The 20992-nt window shown below is 64.2% G+C and carries 17 protein-coding genes and 1 tRNA gene; 7 read left to right on the top strand and 11 right to left on the bottom strand.

The genetic code is table 11. The features are described 5' to 3' along the window. On the top strand, positions 1-620 hold a 620-nt coding region (locus GXP34_02385), incomplete at its 5' end, for a hypothetical protein (protein NOY54813.1). Between the two features lie 478 nt (positions 621-1098). After that, the gene (locus tag GXP34_02380) at positions 1099-1371 is read left to right on the top strand and encodes an integrase (protein NOY54812.1); all 273 of its coding nucleotides are present in this window, start codon (positions 1099-1101) and stop codon (positions 1369-1371) included. Between the two features lie 16 nt (positions 1372-1387). Here GXP34_02380 and GXP34_02375 read toward each other — a convergent pair. Next, positions 1388-1461, bottom strand: a tRNA-Ile gene (locus GXP34_02375). A gap of 111 nt (positions 1462-1572) precedes the next feature. Between GXP34_02375 and GXP34_02370 the strand changes: the two genes are divergently transcribed. Continuing rightward, complete coding sequence (locus tag GXP34_02370) at positions 1573-3219, top strand: response regulator (GenBank protein ID NOY54811.1); 1647 nt, start codon at positions 1573-1575, stop codon at positions 3217-3219. Positions 3220-3415: 196 nt separating this feature from the next. Here the strand turns inward: GXP34_02370 and GXP34_02365 are convergent, their stop codons facing one another. Further along, positions 3416-4060 (bottom strand): phosphoribosyltransferase, encoded by a 645-nt coding sequence (locus GXP34_02365; protein NOY54810.1) that lies wholly within the window; start codon positions 4058-4060, stop codon positions 3416-3418. On the opposite strand from GXP34_02365, the gene GXP34_02360 reads away from it, so the two are divergent. The 3 genes from GXP34_02360 to GXP34_02350 are packed head-to-tail and all read left to right on the top strand — an operon-like array spanning position 4059 to position 7446. Further along, positions 4059-5087 (top strand): ABC transporter ATP-binding protein, encoded by a 1029-nt coding sequence (locus GXP34_02360; GenBank protein ID NOY54809.1) that lies wholly within the window; start codon positions 4059-4061, stop codon positions 5085-5087. The two genes, GXP34_02365 and GXP34_02360, sit on opposite strands and share 2 nt — an antisense overlap. After that, positions 5087-6283, top strand: coding sequence for an ABC transporter permease (locus GXP34_02355; GenBank protein NOY54808.1), 1197 nt, complete (start codon positions 5087-5089; stop codon positions 6281-6283). The genes GXP34_02360 and GXP34_02355 overlap by 1 nt, the downstream gene beginning before the upstream one ends. Next, the gene (locus GXP34_02350; protein NOY54807.1) at positions 6280-7446 is read left to right on the top strand and encodes an ABC transporter permease; all 1167 of its coding nucleotides are present in this window, start codon (positions 6280-6282) and stop codon (positions 7444-7446) included. Before GXP34_02355 ends, GXP34_02350 begins: the two co-directional genes overlap by 4 nt. Before the next feature lie 25 nt (positions 7447-7471). Here the strand turns inward: GXP34_02350 and GXP34_02345 are convergent, their stop codons facing one another. From GXP34_02345 to GXP34_02320, 6 genes are all read right to left on the bottom strand, one after another. Further along, positions 7472-8644, bottom strand: a complete 1173-nt coding sequence (locus GXP34_02345) for a hypothetical protein (protein ID NOY54806.1) — start codon at positions 8642-8644, stop codon at positions 7472-7474. Positions 8645-8704: 60 nt separating this feature from the next. Further along, positions 8705-8908 (bottom strand): DUF2892 domain-containing protein, encoded by a 204-nt coding sequence (locus GXP34_02340; protein NOY54805.1) that lies wholly within the window; start codon positions 8906-8908, stop codon positions 8705-8707. Between the two features lie 45 nt (positions 8909-8953). Continuing rightward, positions 8954-9172 carry a zf-HC2 domain-containing protein gene (locus tag GXP34_02335; GenBank protein ID NOY54804.1) on the bottom strand — a complete coding sequence of 73 codons (219 nt, stop codon included), beginning with the start codon at positions 9170-9172 and terminating at the stop codon, positions 8954-8956. Next, a complete protein-coding gene (locus GXP34_02330) occupies positions 9172-9681 on the bottom strand; it encodes an RNA polymerase sigma factor (protein ID NOY54803.1) in 510 nt (169 codons plus the stop codon). The genes GXP34_02335 and GXP34_02330 overlap by 1 nt, the downstream gene beginning before the upstream one ends. A gap of 124 nt (positions 9682-9805) precedes the next feature. Then, positions 9806-12103 (bottom strand): glycerol-3-phosphate 1-O-acyltransferase, encoded by a 2298-nt coding sequence (locus GXP34_02325; protein ID NOY54802.1) that lies wholly within the window; start codon positions 12101-12103, stop codon positions 9806-9808. A gap of 21 nt (positions 12104-12124) precedes the next feature. After that, the gene (locus GXP34_02320; GenBank protein NOY54801.1) at positions 12125-13828 is read right to left on the bottom strand and encodes a HAMP domain-containing histidine kinase; all 1704 of its coding nucleotides are present in this window, start codon (positions 13826-13828) and stop codon (positions 12125-12127) included. A 51-nt stretch (positions 13829-13879) separates the two neighbouring features. Here GXP34_02320 and GXP34_02315 point away from each other — a divergent pair, with 51 nt between their 5' ends. Next, complete coding sequence (locus GXP34_02315) at positions 13880-14335, top strand: D-tyrosyl-tRNA(Tyr) deacylase (protein ID NOY54800.1); 456 nt, start codon at positions 13880-13882, stop codon at positions 14333-14335. Positions 14336-14337: 2 nt separating this feature from the next. Here the strand turns inward: GXP34_02315 and GXP34_02310 are convergent, their stop codons facing one another. From GXP34_02310 to GXP34_02300, 3 genes are read right to left on the bottom strand one after another with little or no spacing between them, the layout of a single operon-like run. After that, positions 14338-14973 (bottom strand): hypothetical protein, encoded by a 636-nt coding sequence (locus GXP34_02310; protein NOY54799.1) that lies wholly within the window; start codon positions 14971-14973, stop codon positions 14338-14340. 25 nt (positions 14974-14998) lie between these two features. Then, positions 14999-18010 (bottom strand): ATP-dependent helicase, encoded by a 3012-nt coding sequence (locus tag GXP34_02305; GenBank protein ID NOY54798.1) that lies wholly within the window; start codon positions 18008-18010, stop codon positions 14999-15001. Beyond that, on the bottom strand, positions 18007-20979 hold the full coding sequence (locus GXP34_02300; protein ID NOY54797.1) for an ATP-dependent helicase: 2973 nt from the start codon (positions 20977-20979) through the stop codon (positions 18007-18009). Before GXP34_02300 ends, GXP34_02305 begins: the two co-directional genes overlap by 4 nt. Positions 20980-20992: the final 13 nt, after the last annotated feature.

The raw sequence follows: 20992 nt of genomic DNA, 5'->3' as shown, positions 1-20992 counted from the left end.
TTGAGACCCTGCTCGGGCCAGGCGAGTCGGGTCCGGAGGCGCTTCGCAACGCCCTGAGTTCACTCGCCAGAGAGCTGTTCGAACGCGCCAACGGCGGACGTTCAGACCCCAGCCCGATCCTCCAGCGAGCCTGGGAGGCGGAAGGTCGCGTCCAGACTCCACCGGATCCACTGCAGGCATTCCTCGACACGCCTGCTGAGAGACGTCAACTCGTCCTGCCCGAAGACCTGCCCGCCGGCGCCGTGGAGGCACTCGACCTCGTCGAGTTTCGGGCGCTCGCCATCGTTCCGCCTGGCTTTGTCCGCGACCACCGGGCGGTGGGCTTTCGCACGCCTGCAGGGTTCATCGGCCCGTATTCCTTGGGCGAGAAGTTCCCTTTCGTCGATATCAACGCCGTACGTCCTCGTCACGGAACCCTGCAACTGATCGCCTGGGACAGCGAACCTGCCGACGACTCCCACCTTCCGGCTGCAGCACGGTTTATCGACGTCCCGAAGCTCGCCCAAGCGGTGTCGTCACTCGCGCAAGGCCAAGCACTCATCATCGACATCGACCAAGGAACGGTCAACGTGGCATCGGACGCTGCAGCAGACGGCATCGTCACGAATCTCCTGAAGTAGAGGTCGTCGGCGATGTCCACAGGGGCCACGTCGATGAGTGCGTGCCAAGCCGGTCGGTGCGATCAGATTCGACGGTCCGAGTTCCACAACATCCGGAGCACCAACGGGCGCATCGTAGGTCGCGGACTACAGACTGGCGCTCGTACTGCCGCTATCTGGGTGAAGATCCCAACCGGACGGAATGCAGCCACGCATGATCACACCGACCGAAGCCTCACCGACCCACCCCGCAGCATCCTCAACCCGACCACTCGGCGCTCCCCGCTCGAGGTCTGACAGTGTTGGGATCGGACTTGGTTGTTCCTGACTGAACCGGTCCGGGTTCATCGGAGACCGATGTTCCCCGGGTTTGGTGGAGTCGGGATAGTTGAATCGGCAGTGCTCGATCCGGACGACCGAATCGAAGGGCCGGCCGTAGAGGGCGAAGAGCTGGTCGTGGTGGGAGGGCGGAGCCGTCCGAAGGTGACGTTCTCTCGGTGTGACCCTGGGGACCTTCCGCATCCACGACTTGAGACACATCGCTGTCGCGTTGATGGTCGCAGCGGGCGCTCATCCTGAGCACATCAACCGTCACCTCGGCCACAGGTCGGTCGCCGTCACCATGGACCTGTACGGTCGCCTGTTCCCCTCGGAGGTGGCCACTATCGTGAAGCGTCTCGATCAGATGCTGCGCGATTCTCAGACGGACAAACGACGGACAGAACCGCTCGAATTGGCCTCGTGGAGCGGTCATGAACCCCCTGGCACCTGACCAGGGGGTATTCGGGTGGGCCCGGCAGGGCTCGAACCTGCGACCTACGGATTATGAGTCCGCTGCTCTGACCAGCTGAGCTACGGGCCCCGGTACTGATTGTATGGCACACTTGAGCAGCTTGAGCCAAGGAAAGGTTCAACTGCGCGCGACACATTGTCGATAGCACGGTAACTGCATGTCGCCGGGGAAGGAACGAATGTGCAGGAGGTAGAAACCACGCAGCCACCGGAACCGCCTTCGTGGGAGCGGCGGCTTGCCTCGCGCCTCGAGGAGGCAGAGCGGGCCGACCGGGCCAAGTCGCGGTTCCTTGCGGACGTCAGCCACGAAATCCGTACGCAACTCGCCGGAATCATCGGGATGACCCAGCTCACCCTCGAGACGAAACTGACTCCCGAACAGCGTGAATACCTCGGATTGTCGGCGTCGTCGGCCAACGCCCTGTTGACGCTCGTGAACGATCTCTTGGACTTGTCGAAGATCGAGGCGGGAAAACTCGAGATCGAGACGGTGCCGTTCAATCTCTCCGATCTTCTCAACGACATCGCGGCGCTCTCCGCGGCCCAAGCCGAAGACCAAGGCATCGGTTTCGAACTCGAGGTTGGTGAGGACGTTCCGGAGGTGATCACCGGAGACCCCGGCCGTATTCGCCAGATCCTGCTCAACCTGATCGGCAACGCGCTGAAGTTCACTCGGGATGGCGCCGTCTCCGTGGCGGTGTCCACGGATGCTTCGGCCGACGCGGATCTTGCGCTTCATCTGCGGGTCAGCGACAGCGGTCCTGGTATTCCTGCGGAGCAGCTGGGTTCGATCTTCGAGGCATATGAGCAGGCCGGCGACGAGACGGCGGTGCGCAACAACGGCACAGGTCTCGGGTTGGCGATATGCCGCCGGCTCGTGGAACTCATGGGCGGCCGTATCTGGGCGGACAGCAAACTCGGACAGGGCTCCGACTTCCATGTGATCGTGCCGATCGGCGTGTACAAAGGTGCAGTGAGCATCAGCGAGGGGGGACGCTCCGAGCTGGAGGATCTTCCGGCGCTGGTGATCGCCAAGAACAAGTTCGTGCGCGAAGGGTACGTGGATGCGATCGGTGCCATCGGGCTTTCTCCGGTCGGTGTGGAGAACGCGACAGAAGCCGTCGGTGCACTGGGAACTGCGGCTGCAACGGACCATCCATTCGCTCTGGCCGTCGTGTCATTGAACGGTGACTCGCTCGAGTTCGCAGCCAAGCTTCGACAGAGAGCGGATCTGGAGCAGATGCACATCGTCGTCGTCACCTCCGTCGGGCAGCGGGGTGACGCCGTTCGGTGTCGTGACCTGAACATCGCGGGTTACCTGACGAGACCGTTGACCGACGACGTGATGCAAGGAGCGATTCGGGCCGTGTTGACCGGGCCGTCCCCGGTCGACCTCTCGACGCTGGTCACCAAGCACTGGCTTCGAGAGCGACGTCGCCATCTCAGCCTGTTGGTGGTTGACGACAGCGCAACACATCGGATGGTGGCCAAACGTATCCTCGAGCGTCGTGGTCATCGTGTCGATGTCGTCGACTGTGGACTCGATGCTCTCAAAGCAGCGGGCGAGCACCGCTTCGACGTCATCCTTCTGGATCTGTGGCTTCCCGACATCGGGGGCATGGAAGTTGCGGCCGAGATTCGCCAGGGCGAATCCGCTCGAACGAGGGTCCCGATCATCGGCATGGCAGCCGAAGGCGCCGGCGACGTTGCAGACCAGGTGCTGCGGGCAGGGATGGATGCGTTCGTCGCGAAGCCGTTCCAGGTCGCCGAGCTGTTGCGGACGATCGAGTCTGCAGTGGAGGACGAGGTGCCGGTCACGACGAGTTGACCACGGCGGCCGGCATCGGCTCGGCGGAATGGCGCTCCTGTCTCGGCGGCGGCTTCGGACTCGATAGAGTCGAATGGCCCTTGTCGCGGTGGCCTGCGACTGATATGTAGTACGCACGGTTTGGCACCCCGAGAGGCAGCGGCGCGGAGACCGGATGCGCAATCCGATGCTTGGTCGTTCGGGGTGCCGCCTTGTGTCAGGAGCCGCGTTCGGCTGCACCGTCGAGGCACTCGACAACCTGCGCATCGGTCGTCTGCCGAAAGTCCTCGTAGCACTGGCCGACCGCTCTGAACCATCGGGGGACTTCGAGGCACACGATCTCGTCGACTTCTCCCCTGAGATCGTGGACCGTATCAGGTGCACCCACCGGTACCGCAAGCACGATTCGCCCTGCGCCACGGGCGCGCAGCACCCTCGCAGCCGCCTTGGCGGTGATACCGGTTGCGAGGCCATCGTCGATCAGCAGCACCGTCTTCCCTGCAACCGGGAGTGGTGGGTTGCCACGACGGTACCGCGCCTCCCGACGTCGAAGCTCTGCTCGTTCCGCCTCTCTGACGGCGTCGAGTTCGGCCTGGGTGATGCCGAGCATGCCGATGAGGTCCGGGTTGAGCACTTCGATGTCGTCCTCGCCGATCGCTCCGATACCCAGCTCGGGCTGGCCCGGCGCGCCGAGCTTGCGGACGACGAGGACATCGAGCGGAGCGCCGATCGCCGCCGACACTTCGGAGGCGACGACGACACCTCCTCTGGGGAGGCCGATGACCACCGTTTGGGGACCCGCGAAGTTCCTCAAGCTCTCTGCGAGGCGCCGACCTGCGTCATTGCGATCTCGAAAGATCATGTGCGTAGCTTTCTCGCGTTCGCGGCGGTGTATCGGGATCATTCTGATCGTAAACCGTCTGCTAGCTTCCTGGCAAGACAGGGAGGGAACTGTGTGCGTGCTCGTCTGTGAGGGCCTTCGCAAGTCTTTCGATGGCCTCGTGGCCGTGGACGACGTGAGTATTCGGGTCGCGCGGGGCGAGACCTACGGGCTGCTCGGTCCGAACGGTGCAGGTAAGACGACCACGATCTCGATGATTGCCGGGTTGCTCTCGAGCGATGCGGGGTCGGTGACCGTCGCCGGGCAACCGGTGACGACACGAAGCGTCAAGGCAAGGGCCGCGATCGGTCTGGTCCCGCAAGAGGTTGCCGTCTATCCGGATCTCACCGCCAGGGAGAACATCCGCTTCTTCGGCAGGTTGTACGGGCTGTCCTCGTCTCACCTCGCGTCCAGAACCGATGAAGTGCTGGAGATCATCGGCCTTTCCGAGCGGGCGGACGACCGCGTCGAAGAGTACTCGGGAGGCATGAAACGGCGCCTGAACATCGGGATCGGCCTGTTGCACGAGCCGCAACTCCTCATCCTCGACGAGCCCACCGTCGGCGTCGATCCGCAGAGTCGCAATGCGATTCTCGAAAACGTCGAGCTTCTCGGCCGTGAGGGCATGGCGGTCATCTACACGACCCACTACATCGAGGAGGCCGAGCGCCTGTGCGACCGCGTGGGAATCATCGACGCAGGGAAGCTGGTCGCAGAAGGAACCCGACATGAGCTGGTCGGTCTGGTCGGCAGCAACGATCGGATTCGTTTGCGGGCCTCGGGGGATCTCGACGCCGCCATCGGAAGGGTTCGTCGTATCGAAACCGTCCGGGAGGTGGGGCGCGTCGACGACGGCATCGACATCATCGTCGAAGACGCGGGTGAGGTCATCACCGAGGTCCTGTCGGTCGTGACCGGGTCGGGCGTCACCGTGGCGACCGTCGAGATCGACGAGCCGAACCTCGAAGACGTGTTCCTGCACCTCACCGGCAAGGCTCTGCGGGACTGATGCGTCCTGCATTGCTCATCGCGGGCAAGGATCTTCGCAGGCGCTTGCGCGATCGCTCCGCCTACATCGTCGGGATCATCGCTCCCCTGGGGCTGGCAGCCATCTTCAGCTTCGTCTTCAACCCGATCGCATCGACACACTTCGCTGCGACCTTTGGTGTCGTGGACCAGGACGGAGGGGAGATCGCCGCCGCATTCACGGACCAGGTACTCGCCGGTTTCGCCGCCGGGCAGGAGGGGATCAGGATCGTGTCGGTCGGGTCCGTCGACGAAGCACGCCGGCGGGTGGAGGTTGGAGGCGATTCCCTCTCCAATTCCGAGGATGGCATCAGCGCCGCCTTCGTGATTCCCGCCGGATTCTCTGCCGCGGTGCAGCATGGCGAAGCCACAACGCTCGAAGTCATCGGCAGTCGAGCCTCATGGACCGCCACCTCGATCGCCGAGGCACTCGCGACCCGCTTCGCGGATGAGGTGACCGCCGTCAACCTCGAGATTCGGACCTATCGGGTAGCCGGCGGATCGATCGGTCCGGGCACGGTCGCCGCGGCAATGGGGTATCCCGCGCCGGTCACGGTCGGCAGCGTGCCGGCCGCAACCCGCCGGCTCGATGGGGCGACTTCGATGACGGTGGGGATGGCGGTCCTGTTCTTGTTCTACGTCACTCAGCTTGGCGTCCTGGGGCTGTTGGAGGAGCGTCATGACGGAACGCTCGACCGCCTGCTGGTCGCCCCGATCGGGAGAGGCTCGATTCTCGGTGGCAAGGCGATCGTGGCGTACGTTCTCGGCGTCGTGAGCATGACCGTTCTCGTGGTCGCCTCCACGTATCTGCTTGGAGCGCACTGGGGGAACCCCGTCGGAGTGGCGATCCTCGTCCTCACCGTGACGTTCTCGGCGGTCGGGATCATGGCCGTCGTGTCGGGCATCGCCAAGACCGACGAACAGGCCCATGCGTACACGGCAATCGTCGCCATCGCGTTGGCCATTCTCGGTGGGTCCTTCTTCCCGGTGGCGCAGGTCGGCGGTCTCCTGGCCGTCGTGAGCCGGTTTACGCCGCACGCATGGTTCTTGCAGGGGCTGGGTGACCTGGCCGCAGGTCACGTCTCCGACGTGCTGCCGGCTGCAGCCGTCCTGATGGGGTTCGGCGTGGCGTCGGGCGCACTCGCATGGGTGCTGTTGCGCAAGGTCGTGAACCGATGAAGGTGTGGACGATTGCCGGAACGAATGTGCTCCGCATGATGCGGGATCGCCGCTCATTCTTCTTCATCTTCGTCCTTCCACTTCTGCTCACCCTGGTGCTCGGGGCCGTGTTCGGTGGCAGTTTCTTGCCTCGTCTCGGTGTCGTCGGCGGTGATGACGGTCCGCTCGCCCGGTCGCTGATGGCCGATCTGCAGAACCAGGCCACCATCCGCGTCACGTCCTATGCGGACCTCGACCAACTCCTCCTGGCCGTCGAGCGTGGAGAAGTGGAAGCCGGCCTCGAAATACCGAAGGACTACGACGAGAGGGTCAGAGACGGCGTCGAGCTCGGTTTCATCGCTCGATCCTTGCAGGAAGAGGCCGTACTTCGAACCATCGTGGGGAGCGTCGTCGCCGAACAGAACAGGGTGCTGCGAGCGGCCAGGTTCGTTGAAGCTCAGGGTCTGGCCGATTTCAATGTTGCGCTCTCCATAGCGAGGGCCGAGCAAGCCGGCCTGGCAGGTATCTCCGTCGGCACGTCGTTGGTGGGAGAGCCGGTCTCATTCACTCAGGTCGGACGCTTCGATCTGGGCGCGCACTCCCAGTTGATCCTGTTCATGTTCCTCACCTCCCTCGCCGGGTCTGCCGCACTGATCCGCTCACGAATGTTGGGCGTCAGCCGTCGCATGGTGGCGACGCCAACACCGATACGAACCATTGTTGCCGGGGAAGCCATGGGAAGGTTCGGGGTCGCGATGGTGCAGGGTCTGTTCATCGTTCTCGGCACGTGGCTGATATTCGGCGTCGATTGGGGAGACCCGCTGGGAACCGGCGCCGTCCTCGTCATGTTCTCGCTCGTCAGCGCCGGTGCCGCGATGCTGATAGGGTCGCTGTTTCGCAACGATGCGCAGGCCGGCGGAATCGGTGTGCTGCTTGGGCTCGGATTCGGGGCGCTCGGAGGATGCATGGTTCCCTTGCAGGTATTCCAGATCTTCTCGCCGGGATTGTTCACGGCGGCCCACATCACTCCGCACGCGTGGGCTCTGGAGGCGTTCATCGAGATGGTGCAGCGGGGAGGAGGACTTGTCGACATCCTCCCCGAGCTGGCGATTCTCGGCGGGTACGCCGCGGTGTTCCTCACTCTTGCCTCGTGGGCGCTGCACCGGTCGTTGACGCGTCCGTGAGCCGGAAGCGACGCCGAAACACGCTTCACGCTCGACCGTCGACCACGTCCTCGTCGAGAGCGATGTGCGCCAGGTTCTCCAACGACAGCGATCCGGTTCGGTAGTACGCCGAGTGGGCGTTCCACAGCGGGCCTTCACCGGTCGCGAATACCTTGGCGCCGAACATCGGACCGTGCGGGTCGGTACCGAAAACCAGGTCGGTCGAACAGCGGGGCGAAGGATCCATGCAGTCTGGGCGAGCAAGCCGGATCGGGTCGAACAGTGTGAGGCCGGACCACACCGTCGTGGAGGGAGGAAGACCCAGCTCCGCGACGTTGTCGGCCCCGACACCAGGACTGCCTATGAACACCAGTTCGTCCGGAACGAGCAGACCTTGCCGGGCTGCGAGCCCAGCGACGAGTGATCCGTAGGAGTGAGCGATGACCGTCGTATGGACCGGACCGAGCCGTCTGACGAAGTCTCCGAGGGCGGCTGCGCCCCGACGGGCAGGTCCGCGCGAGATTGCGCCCACAATCGTGTCGGGAGGGTCATAGCCCAGCCAGGCCACAACTGCCGTGTCCGTGTCGCCGAGACGCTCCGCAAGGCGGAGCGCATCGACACGCAGGGTTCGCTCATACGACGAAAGGCCATTCCCCATGCCCGGGACGAGAACGACGACGTGTCGAGCCGTCTTCAGATCGCCGATCACTTCGACGATGCGCCCATCTCCGGACGGGTCGAAGAACAGCAGATTCCGGTCTGCCCATGCCCTTCGATCGGCGACGGCACGATCCAGTCGGGCAACCGCCCGGGTCAAGCTCGATCGGAGGCTCTGCAGCGGCTCCCCAGGCACCCATCGAAGGAATCCGTTCAAGAGATCGAGATGCGTCGACAGAAGGGTTCGCCTCTCCTCGAGCTTCGAGAGGTCCGCGAGCACAAGGTCCCTGGGCGGGTCCGGTGCCGAGATCGTCGGTCCCCACGTCTCCGGGACGGGGCAGGCGTTGCCCATGTCGACGGCGTCGGCGCGTAGGCGCAATCTGGCGGCCTCTTCGCCCCACCAGTTCGTCGACGCCCGGGCTCTTGCAGCCGTCACCGTCGTTCCCCCCACCGTGCGCAGCAGCGTGACGGCCGCTGCCATCTGCGCGGAGAGTTCTCTCTCCAAGGTCTCCATGTGTGCCGCCGTCCGGCGTGCGACGGTCGGGTCGATGAGACGAACCATGCACGCCGAGGGTACGGCGTGGGAGCGTCGGTGAGAAGGGGGTGGCCGGCGCCGGCACCGTCAGGTCGAAGACTTGGTGCGGAACTTGGCGATCGCGTAAATCGGGCACCAGCCGACCACTCCTGTGATCAGGGGGACGAAACCGATGATCTTGAGGAAGATACCCCATCCTCCGGTGACGACATTTGCCCACCCCAGATAGAGGAGCACCCCACCCAGCACGACACGGGCGACCCGGTCCCAGCTTGCTTCGTTGATCTTCATGATTGCCTCCTTTCAACTGGTATGTCGCGACTGGAGGCAGATCGGTCACATTTCGAGAAGCCGGCGGAGGCGCTCGCGCGTTTCGTCGGTGAGGTGCATTCTTCCGTGCTCGCGATAGAGCCGGTTGATGTGCTCGAGGTCGTCAACGACGATCCGACAGTCGTTGCACGTGGCGAGGTGCTCCAGTGCAGCATCTCTCTCCTCCTTGCTCACCTGCCCGTCGAGGAGTTCAGGAAGGAGGGCGTCGAGGTCGTCGCAGTTCATCACAGGTATCCCTTCAGCCTGGAGCGGAGCGCCTTTCGCGCTCTCGCGAGGCGCATCTTCACCGAGGACGCGGAGATCTCGAGTGCCTGCGCAACCTCTTGTGTGGAGAGCCCTTCGATCTCGCGCAGGACGAAAGCCGCTCCGAGTGGGGGAGTCAGCGCGGAAATCGCCCGGTCCATGGCGACGAGGAGTTCGCGCGAGATCACAGTCCGCTCAACGTCGTCGGTCGCGTGTCCGACCAGATCGATCATATCCGCCGGATCCGTCGGCAGATCTCTCCGCTTCCTCTGCTGCGCGATTGCACTGCGATACGCTATCCGATACAGCCATCCGGCGATCGGGCCCTCTTCGCGGTAGGAGGCGATGCCTCGAAGGACCGAAAGGAACGTCTCTTGGACGACGTCTTCCGCGAGATGTCGATCACCGAGGAGGCGGTACCCGAGTGTGAAGACACCATCCGCGTAGCGGTCGAAGAGATCGAGAATCGTGGCGGACGGGCCGTCGCTCATCGCACGAGGTCCGCCCGGCGAACGGCCGGCGAATCTCCCCGGCATCGGGTGGTGGCATCAACGACACGATGCTCTTGAGGGTCTGGAGAGTCGTTGCCGGATGCCGAGCATCGAAACGACGTCACTAGAACCCTGCCCGCCGACCAGTGGCGAGGGCCGCGATGGAATCGATCTTGGCCAGCACATCCTGGATCTCTGAAGCGAAGGTTCGGCGCTTCGCCTCACAGTCCGGATCATCGATATCGAGGAGACCCCTGTTCCCGGCGAGTTTGAAGGCCGAGGTGAAGAGCACCTGCGAGATCGACTCGTCGGTGTGGATGCGCTGCTGGAGCCGATACTGTCTTCCGAGCGCCAGGCACTCGCCCATGAACTTCTTCTCGTTGATCTCGACATACGGCGGATGCAGGACGAGAGCATCGGCTACGACCTGGTATGCCTCGAGATACGGCCGAAGAACCCAGTAGCTGGTGAGCGGCCGCAGGTCTCGGAGCAAGGTGCGGATCTCCTCTGCTCCCTGCAGAACGCGCTTGGGCCAGCGAGGGTCCTGGTGAAGCAGCTCGTTCCAGACTTGCTGGCGGAACTCGTCTTTGTCCGCGAAGAAGAACTCGAACTTCAACAGGTCTCTGAGTCGCATCACCTCGTCCCAGAAGGCTTCCGGACCGGCCACCTGGGCGTTCGCGGCGGTGAGGAGTGCGAGCTCGGCGATGGCCGCGTTGACGAAGAAATGAACGATCGTGTTGCGGTAGTAGGCAGCAGTGAGACGCTGCTCGGAACCGATCATGTACACGGTCTCGGGTCCGGCGTCGAACGTGGCGACGATGCCCTGGTCGTCGAGGCGCTGCAGGATCGATTCGATCTGTTCGGCGTTCTTGCACTCCACGCGTTCGGTGATCGGGATGTCGCGCGAACGGATGTATTCGCACAGTTCGGAGATCTCCTCTCGGAGCTGATCCAACGTGAATGCCCGATCTTCTGCGGTCAGGAGGGCGATTGTGAGCAGCGCGGTCGGGGTGACGGGTGTGACGTCGTTGATCCGCGTCGACACCTCGAACGCGATCTTTTGAACGTCGATGGGAGCGATCGCCGCTCCTTGCTCGAGATAGTCGGACAGGGCGAGCGGTTCGCCGAAACGCAGGTGGATGTCGCCGTACCGTCGGCCCAACGAATGGATGGTGCGGATCAACCATCCGAAGCTCTCGCGTTCCTTGCGTTCGCCGCGCTGTTCCGCGGCGTACGCGCTCACATCCTGGATATGGTCGTACGTGATCGAAAGCGGGATGAGGAAGACGTCCTCACTCTTTCCTCTTCTGAACGCATCGGCGACGTAGGTCAACATCCCGTAACGAGGGGGAAGCAGCTTTCCGGATCGGGAACGTCCCCCTTCCAGGTACCACTCGAGTGGGAACCGCTTCTCGATCAGATAGTCGAGGTAGCTCTGCAGGACGAACTTGTAGAGGTTGTTCTTCTTGAACGTGCGGCGGATGAAGAACACGCCGGTCCGCCTGATGATCGGCCCGAGGGGAAAGAAGTTCAAGTTGATGCCGCCCGCGGTGTGATTGGGAGGCGCGTCGTTCTCCCACAAGACGTACTGCAGCGCCAGGTGGTCGAGATTGGACTTGTGTGACGGAAGGAAGACGAGGGGATACCGCTGCCCGATCGACAGGACATTCGCGAGGTCTCCGGGTGAGTACAGGATCGCCCGATAGCCGCGGCGGTACAACCACCGGATCGCGTTGGCGACGAGGTCGATGAGGTATGGGCTGTGGGAAGCGGCGATCTCCTTGAGGTATCTGGATGCTCTCGTCATGGCGGCATCGGGAGATCGGTTCTCGGCTTCGGCGATGGCACGAACCTGCTCGACGAACGACGGGTCGGCGAGGATATCTCGGCGAACGAACCGTGGGACCTTGTAACGGTTTCCTCGCAGACGCCGTTCGGCACGTTCGAGAGCCAGTTGGGCGCGGCGGTGCACGAAGGCGACGAAGTCGCCGTCGGTGCCTTCGGCCTCCCAGCTTCGGTGGAGTGAGGAGGCGGTCGCCGGCTCGCCGACGACCACCCAGCAGCGGTCGGGGCTGTAACGAACGATGGCGAGCTGGCGAAGCGGATCCGGGACACGGGGATCCCTGAGCCGGAACAGGTCGACAAACGAAACCGACCGCCGGCCGTGGTGGTGAGGCGCCAGCCACGCGACACGCAGCGGGACGAACAGGGGATCGTCGGCGAGGAAGTCGCCGAGCCTGTGCTTGTCCGGACAGGGCCGCCGTGGCTTACGGGACGGAGGGATGCAGACAACCTCGTACCGAACGCCGGGCACGCGATTGCGGTCGATCCATCCGTGAAGGAGGCGCTGCTCGACGATGCTGGAGGCGTCGACGAGGAAGACCAGCGGACGACCGTTTCCTTCAGGCCAGAGTGTCTCCATCAAGCGGGAGTCTACGGATGTTCAGTCGGCGAACACGGTCGAGCCGGACTGTCCCTGCACGGTCGTGTCCGTGTGCCTCTCCGGATCGAGCGATATCGGCAACGTCAGACGGAACACGGTGAGCACTCCTCGCCGTTCATAGGTGAGGTCACCGTCCATGAGTCGCGCCAGCTGTAGTGCCACGGCAAGTCCAAGTCCGACGGACTCGGTGAGCCCGATGGTGTGGTGCGCGGTCTGGTAGGGGAGGAAGATGCGAGTGGCATCGTCGGTCGGGATTCCGGGCCCGTCGTCACTCACCTCGATTGAGATCCTGTCGGCACTCTCCCCGGCGGTGAGCCCGACATGGTCGCCTCCGTAGCGTCTCGCATTCGTGAGCAGATTGCGGATGATCTGGCGCAGTCGCGTGGAGTCTGCCGTTGCCATCAGGGCATGCTTCGGAAGTGCAAGCCTGTCGGGCGGATGGCTGGCCACCACCTCGCGAATGATGGTGCGGACGTCGAGTCGTTCCGTGTGAAGCGAGATCGTTCCGATGTCTGCTCTGGCGGCGACGAGTAGATCCTCCACGATGTGACCGACGTCGGTCGCCTGTGTGGCGATGAGGCCGAGCATCTCATGCATCTCCTGCATCTGGAAACGCGGCAGGTGATCGCGTAGCTCGGCCGCGAGCCCGACCACGGTGGTCAGCGGCGTCCTGAGCTCGTGGCTGACCGAAGCCACAAAACGGTCTTTCGAATCGATGAGGTCTGCGAGGCGCCGCTGTGTCTCCTTGAGGGGTGTGACATCCGTGACCGACACGACGACATTGGAGAGATCGATCCGGCCGTTGATCCTCGGAGCCGACCAGTGGAGAATCCCCTGGATCGGATTCCCTTTGAACGTCAACCCCTCGACTTCCGTCGTGACGTGGTCCGTTCGCTCCCAGATGGCGATCAGTTGCTCGGTGAGTGACGCCAGTGTTTCCTCTGAGATGCTGGCAGGCTGCAGGGGACCGACGAGCTGTGTCGCATCGCGCGCCTCCAGCAAATCGATACAAGCCTGGTTCACCCCGCGTACGACGATGAGCCCGGTGGCTTCGCGGATCATGCCCGGTGTGAGGAAACTCCTGAGGTCGGTGACGCCTTCCGAGCGGAGTCCGTCGAGCCACTTTCCGACGGCCGAGAAGTCCTCTTCCCAAATCGAAATCGGAGCACGTTGCACGAGCGTGCGGTACCGCTGGTCCGCCTTGAGTTTCGTGGTTCGCACCCAGGCCGCAAGGGAGGCTCCGATGAGGAAGATGATGGCGAGACTCATTCCGTTCGCAAGTGTCTCCACGAGGTCGCCGGTGCGGTTCCAGGTGGTGTTCGCAATCACGATCAGTGAAGCGAAGGCAAGCATGTACATGGCCCATCGCTGTGCCGAGAGCATTACGGCGATCACGCCGAGCACGATGATTCCGCCGAGCCCGAGTATCCGATACTGGGTTCCATCGGTCAGGCCGATGTCGACGGCGATTGCCACGGCGGACCCCATCATGATCCACCCGGCAGGAACATGCATGCCCCGGAAGGTGACGAATGCCATGACCGCGACGAGCGACGGGGCGATGGCTGCAAGCAAGAGTACGGGATTGGCGAAGAAGGCTGCCGCTGCAGCCAACTGTGCGGCCACGATGATCGTGGCCACGCCGAACGCTCGGACCACGACCTGCTCGGGCGGGTCGATGGTTCTCGTCTTGGAAACCGCCATACGTCGTGTATCGGCGACCGCCGGGCGCGTATTGAGCGCTACATTGCCGACATGCGAGCAGTGATCCAACGCGTTCGAGAAGCGGCGGTGACGGTCGGTGGCAACCCGGTTGCCACGATCGGCGTCGGGCTCCTGGTACTCGTGTGTGCCGCCCGTGGTGATGAGCCCCGGGATGCGGAGGCGCTTGCCGACAAGGTCGTTGGTCTCCGGATCTTCTGCGACGACGACGGCAAGATGAACCGGTCGGTGGCCGATGTCGGAGGGTCGGTACTCGTCGTCAGCCAGTTCACTCTCTGTGCCGACATGAGAAAAGGTCGGAGGCCCTCGTTCACCGACGCTGCTCCCGCCGACGCCGCGGCGTTCCTCGTGGACATGGTGGCGAACTCCGTGGCGGCCCGGGGCGTTCCTGTGGCCTCGGGGGCATTCGGCGAACGAATGCTCGTCTCGCTCGCGAATGAGGGACCCGTCACCTTCGTCGTCGATGTGAGCGGTGGGAAGATCCTTTGAGCTCAATCCTGCCAGGTTGCTCGTTGCAGCAGGTCCTCGTAGATGGAGGGATGATCGGCCGTGATGATCGGGATCTCTCGCAACCGTGTCACCTCAAACCCCGGATTGGACAGCACCGTACCGTCCGGGAGGACAACCGTCGGACTTGCACCGACGGGGATTTCTCTTCCCTCCCTGATATCGGCGGTGATGGCGGGCCGGAACTCTCCGCTGTCGAGAGCCGAGGCCAGGGCACCGTCGTCCAGCCCTTCGGTCTGTGCCACGGCAAGAAGCTCATCGCGGATCCCGAGATTCCGCGAATGCAGGAAGAAGGAGCGTCGGATCGCGAGATCGAAGTGCTCGCCGACCTCCTGGCCGTACGAGTAGCCCCACTTCTGAGCCTCCGAGGCCAGTACCGACGAGACGGGTATCGCGCCTTCGTAGAGCGTGAATGCACTCGGTTCGCGTTGGGCGAGAGCGACGATTTCCGCCCGCCTCCGGCTTGTGGTGGGCGGCCGATGCGTGACGTCGAGCGGCCATGCCCGAAAGTCGAACGAAACGGAATCTGCACCGAGTTGATCCCGCATCTTCCTCAGACGGAGACCGGCTACGTATCCCCATGGGCAGAGCATGTCGCTCCATACCGTGATCACTGCCATTCGAGTACTCCTTTCGGTTTCAAACCTACCGTGGACTGGTGCCAACGTTGTCCTGGTCTTGGAGGAATGCTCGTCCCGACGGACAAAAGGTGAGAAAGTCGCACCATTGGCACTGCGGCGACGGAGTCTCGACGAACCTGCCTTCGAGGATCGCTCCGGTGAGGGACTCCAAATGCTCGTGTGCAGCCCTCAGCCATGTCTCGTCCACGCGTTCGGTCACCACGTCGAGCCCATCGCCGAGGTAGGCGAAGACGACCTCGATGGTTCGTGGTGGATCTGTCGCGAGGTTCGCGGTCCGGGCCGCGATGGCGTATGCCTCGAGCTGCACTTCCATCGCGGGGTTTGCGGAGCGCCTGCCCGTCTTGAAGTCGACGATCTCCCAACTGCCGGGGGATCGCTCGTAGATCGCGTCGATACGTCCCTTCACGGTGACGGCGGGAGACAGCACGAGCTCGAAGGCGACTTCGACGAATCGCGGGCGCTGCGCCGCGAATCGCGAAGAGAGATACGCGGCAAAGGGATCGCCTTTTGGCGGGTGGTCGGCGGTGACCAGATCGTATCCTTCCGCATCCGTGAGCGGCACGGTGCCGAGGTTGTGCAACTCGATGCGCCGGTGTATCTCGATGCCGCGCCGGGCAGCGTACGAGGGGCGTCTCGGCAGTGGATCGACTGCCGTCCAGAAGTAGCGTTTCGGGCAGGTTGCATAGGTGACCAGGTTGGTGACCGAGACCTTGAGTCGTGGCTGCCGGGTGGCGAGTTGGGGGCTCTTCGGGAGTTCATCCAGGACGAGTTCGAACCGGCGCTGCTGCGCCGCAAACCCCTCGGGATCCTGGGACAGGCCCTCGAGCCATGCGGGGTCCGCGGCGGCGTTCTCGAAGGCTGCCTCCCATCCGTCTATGAACAGGGGATCGGGCGCGGGGGCACGCCGGGCGGTTCGCAGCGTCTCGGGCGGTGTTCCGGGATCGCCGACGGGAGGCTCGACGGTGACGCCATCGAGCTTTGCGACCGCATCGAAGAGGGCACTGGGTTTCTTGGCCCGACCGGTCGTGTACCAGTGGGCGCCGGTGAGTACGAGGCGATGCCTGGCACGGGTGACCGCCACGTAGGCGGCACGCCACTCCTGGGCGTCGTGGCGCGAACGCAGTGCTGCGGGACTGGTGTCGTCGCCCGCGTGATCGATACGCAGGGAGGAGGGCAGCGATTTCGGATGGCGCTGCGGATCATCGAGACCTCCATGCGCCGACGATGGGAACGTGCCGCTGCAGACTGCAGGGATGAACACCGCGGACCATTCGAGCCCTTTGGCCCGATGCACCGTCAGCAGGGAGACGGCGTCCTCGCCGCTGAGCGTTGCCGTATCGAGTTCCTCGGACGATGCGTCCTGCTGCAGGAGATCCAGGTAGTCCAGGAACGCCTCGAGCGAGGGGCGCCCCTCGAGTGGACTCCACTCCTCGGCGAGATCGAGGAACCGGTAGAGGTTGAGCCGCGTCGACAATCGCCGCGCCCCTGCGAGCGCCTCCACTTCGGCCCAGGTTCCGGTGGCATCGAGGATGTGGCGGGCGAGTTCGACGAGTGTGACCCCCTGGGCGAGGGTCAGAAGGGAGCGGTAGCGCTCACGGAACCGCCTGAGCCGACTTCGAGCTGTTTCCGGGAGTTCGGTCTTTTCCTCGTCGATGGTCATGAGCATCGTCGTGCCGCGTTCGCGACTTCTCCGGGCGAGCGGCACCAGGTCGCCCATCCCCAGCCGGTAGCGGGAGCCGAGAAGGATCCGAACGAGTGACGGCGCGTCGTCGGGATGTCCGATCAGGCGCATCCATGCGTGCAGATCGGCCACTTCGGGCACCTGGAGGAGGCCACCGAGCGCCGCGACCTCCACAGGAATGTCGAGTGCTTCCAGCGCTTCCCGCAGCAGAGGGATCGTCCGGTTCTTACGAAACAGCAGCGCCATGTCGCGCCACTGAACACCCTGAGAGTCGTGGAGCTGTCGCACTTCTCTGGCGATCCATGCGGCTTCGTCGGTCGCGGTGTGAAACCAGGCAAGAGAGACCGTGCCCGCACCTGCGTCCGGGCGAGCGACGAGCCGTTCGACGCCCTGGGCATCGCCGATCCTCTCCTTGACCGTGTTTGCCACGTCGATGATGCGACGGTCGGAGCGACGGTTCACTCCCAGTGTCAGGGTCTTTGCGCGTTTCCCGGCGACGGCGAAGTGGTCGGGAAAGGCGGCGAAGTTCTCCAGAGATGCCCCCCGCCACTCGTAGATCGTCTGATCCGGGTCGCCCACGGCGGTCACGGGGAATCCGTCTCCGAAGAGCCGTAGCAGGAGTTCGCGCTGCGCCGGGTTCGTGTCCTGGTACTCGTCGAGAAGCACGACCCGATAGCGGTCCCGGATTCTGCGGCCCACCGAAGGCACCGAGACGATCTCGAATCCGTAGCGGATCAGATCCGAGTAGTCGGCGACACCGAGCCTGCGTTTGAGTGTGTCGTACCGTTCGAGCACGGCGGCCATTTCGCGTCGGGCCGCGTCGACTTCGTTGTCCACGGTCAGAGCGAGAATGTCCGAGGGGGAGCGGAGGTGGTCGCCGAGTCGCGCGGCAAGGGCAGCGAGCTCATCCACTCGGCGGGCAGGAGAGGTCAAGTCGAGAAGCTCCGACGATCCGGCCGCGAGGGCCTCGCGGAGTAGCTCGCGTTGATAGCCGGTACCGATGACGGTGATGTCACGCTCGATGCCGACCATCGGACCGAACTCGTCGACGATCCGGTGAGCGAAGCCGTGATAGGTCGTGACCTCCACTTCGCGGCCCTCGCGGGCAAAACCGGGGAGATGGAGTCGGAGTTTGTCGGCCAGCTCCTCGGCGGCCTTGTTCGTGAACGTGATCCCGAGCGCGGCCTCGGGCTCGATGTCGGCCTCACGGACCAGCGCCGCCAGCCGCAGGGCAATCGTGGTCGTCTTCCCGGTGCCTGCCCCTGCCGCGACTCGCAGGGGCTCGAGCGGATGGTCGATGATCCGGCGCTGCTCGGTTGTCGGAGTGATGCTCATGGTCGAAAGGCTTCCCGTCCCTCGGGCCACTCCGGACAGACGAGCCGAACGCGGCAGTACGTACATGCCCGACCGGTCACAGGTGTCCAGTCTTCGGTTTGGATGCCGACGACGATATCTCTCATCGCTTCGATGATTGCATCCATCTGCCCCAGATCGAGTTTGCGGATGGGGACGGACTTCGCGTCCTTCTTGGCGGGATACCACATCTCTGCTCCGACGACAGGGCCCCGTTGCGACAACTCGGGGTCTGCCTCCACCGCCATGGCGTAGAAGCCGAGCTGGATGGAGACGGCAGCATCGGGGAGCGAGGGCAGGGTCGTTCCCGTCTTGTAGTCCACGACGACCAGGCCGTCGTCCGTGACCTCGATCCGGTCGGCCTTGCCGCGCCAGGGGACACCTCCGAGATCGAGCTCGACCCATCGCTCCAGAGCAATGGGCAGACCTGTTCCCGGCCAGTGCTCGTAGAGATGGGTGAGAATCCGTTCGGCTCGCCGGAACCAGGCCGCGGCCCAAGGCTCCCCTCCGAATTCCGAAGGGTTCCACAACGTGGAGAGGTGTTCGAGGGCTTCGCCGAGGTCGGCATGCCGGTCCCCTCGAGCCATGGCCGACTCTTCGGCTCTCTCGAGCGCCTCGTGCACGACGGATCCCAGCGAGGCGTGAGGGCCGGGCTCGTCGCCGACATGGAGGAGCCGCTCGAACGCGAACTTGCGAGGACACGTATGGTATGCCTCGGCTCTCGATGGTGACATGACCAGGTCGGTACCGACGAGACCCGTATCGGACCCGCGAGGGCAAACCCCGGCGAAGCGGTGCCACGGCCGGAGACCCCATCGGGGCCCTTCGAGGAGGAGCGAGAGCGCCGCGGTGCGTGTGGCCGAAGCTTCTCCCGGGTCACCGGCGATCCGTCGCAGCCACGCCTCCGCTTCGAGGGGCGTCACCGGGTGCGTCCGCTCCGGTGGCCGGGATACCGCGGCTTGGACCGTGGTGACCCCTGCCACGGCAGGGAGGAAGCGGCTGGGCATCCCTCGCCCTTCATCGAACCCGCGTGCGGTGCAGGTCCACACCACTCGCTTGCGTGCTCGACTGATCGCCGTGTAGGCGAGGCGCATCTCCTCCTGGAGCCGGAATCGAAGATAACCGGAGGTGTCATCGGGAATCGAGGGGGTGAGGTGTCTCGATCCGAGGAGCGACTCTCTGGACCGAAGATCAGGGAAGGTCCCCTCCACGGCGTCTGCCACGAAGACGAAATCGAATTGGAGGCCCTTCGACTGGTGCAGCGTGGTCAACGTCAGCCGGTCTTCCTCGGGCGCTCGGTACGACAGGAGAGGAGTCGCCTCGAAATCCTCCCGATCCGCCAGCAGCCGGTAGTCGTTCAGCGTCGTGGACGGGTCTCGTTCGGCGAGGCGGCCGAGGACCTGCCCGAGCGACGTCCATGCTGCACGTTCCTCCCTCCGCCGGGGATCGGTGACGATCTCGCCGATCTGCGGAAGCGATGTCCAGACATTCCAGAATCCGTCGACGGCAGGGATGCTCGTCGCCCAGCCGGGGTCCTCGAGGAGATCGGCGAGGAGATGCCCATCCTCGATGCCCGCCCGGATCGTGTCACTCCACGGAGCGTCCGTCTCGGCGCGCGAACGTTCGAGCTCATGGAGGCGACCGAGGGGGATGTGAAAGAGTGGGCCCAGCAGGAGGCGACGGACCGCACGGTCCTGTTCGATGCCGCCGGTGGTGGCGGCGATCACGCAGTCGAAGATCACCCGAACCGTAGGGTGGTCGGCGAGGCGGGCGTCGGGTTGATCGTGGGGGATCTCCCTTCGCTCGAGAGCGCGGGACAGCTCGGGCAGGAATCGCCGCTTGGATCGTACGAAGACCGCCATGGATCCAAAGGGGCAGCCCTCCTCGAGGTGCAGGCGCTGGATCTCGCGGGCCAGCCATTCGGCCTCCTCGCTTTGCTGCGTGAAGCCGTATACCTCGACGCTGCCGCTTCCTGGTGCAGGGTTCACCGGTCCGGCGGCTCCGGGCAGTGATCCACCGGCCGTGACACGTTCCGCCGCAGCCAGGATGTGTCTGGGTACTCGGAACGAAGTCGTGAGGATCAGACGCCGGGCGGTCCGATCGCCTGGTCCGGCGAAGAGTTCGGGAAAGAGGGCGACATTGCGGAGGTCGGCTCCTCTGAAGCTGTAGATCGATTGGTACGGATCGGCTGCAACCGTCAGATTTCGGCCGATTGCGGTCAGACGCCGCAGCAGTTCGACCTGTGCCGGAGTCGTGTCCTGGTACTCGTCGACGAGAACGAATCGGTACTGGTCGGCGACCGCATCTCTGGCGTGCGGGTCCTCCAGGATGCCTACCGCGTCGGCCAGCAGAGATCCGTAGTCGGTTCGACCGATCGTGCGGAGCCGTTCGCGGTACCGTTCGAGGAATGCGGGCAGGGCCTTCCAATCGGCGCGATCCGAGGCGATCGCAGCGAGACGGTCCGGGCCGATCAGTTGTTCGCTGCAGCGCAGCACGAAGTCGGTGACCTCGCGTGCGAAGGCGTCCGTCGTCAGGAGGGCACGAAACGGGAGCGGCCATCGTGCCGGATCTTCGGTCGCCAGGAGTTCGTGGACCAACGCGACCTGTTCCGGGCCGGTCAGCAGCGTCGGCCGGCTCGTCCAGCCGAGGATGTCCTGAGCGAATGTCTCCAGTAGACGGGAAGCGAGCGAGTGGAACGTGGACACGGGCACCGCGACGCCGGAACGTGCCAGGAGTGACTCCAGTCGCTCTCTCAGGTCTGTCACACCCCGTCGCGAGAACGACAACAGCAGGAGGTTCTCCGCCGGCACACCGTCTTCGAGCAGGTGGTGAGCCCTCCGCACGAGGAACTCGGTCTTGCCGGTCCCGGGTCCGCCTACGACGATCTGGGACCCTTCCGCGCGACGGATCGCGTCCGGCCAATCGGCGGGATCGATGCGCTGCTCATTCATACCCGACAGGCTA

It is taken from the genome of Actinomycetota bacterium (genome assembly GCA_013152275.1).
Lineage (GTDB): Bacteria > Actinomycetota > Acidimicrobiia > Spongiisociales > UBA4744 > BMS3Bbin01.
Note: the sequence above shows the minus strand (reverse complement) of the source record. Positions and strands in the feature narration are given on the sequence as shown.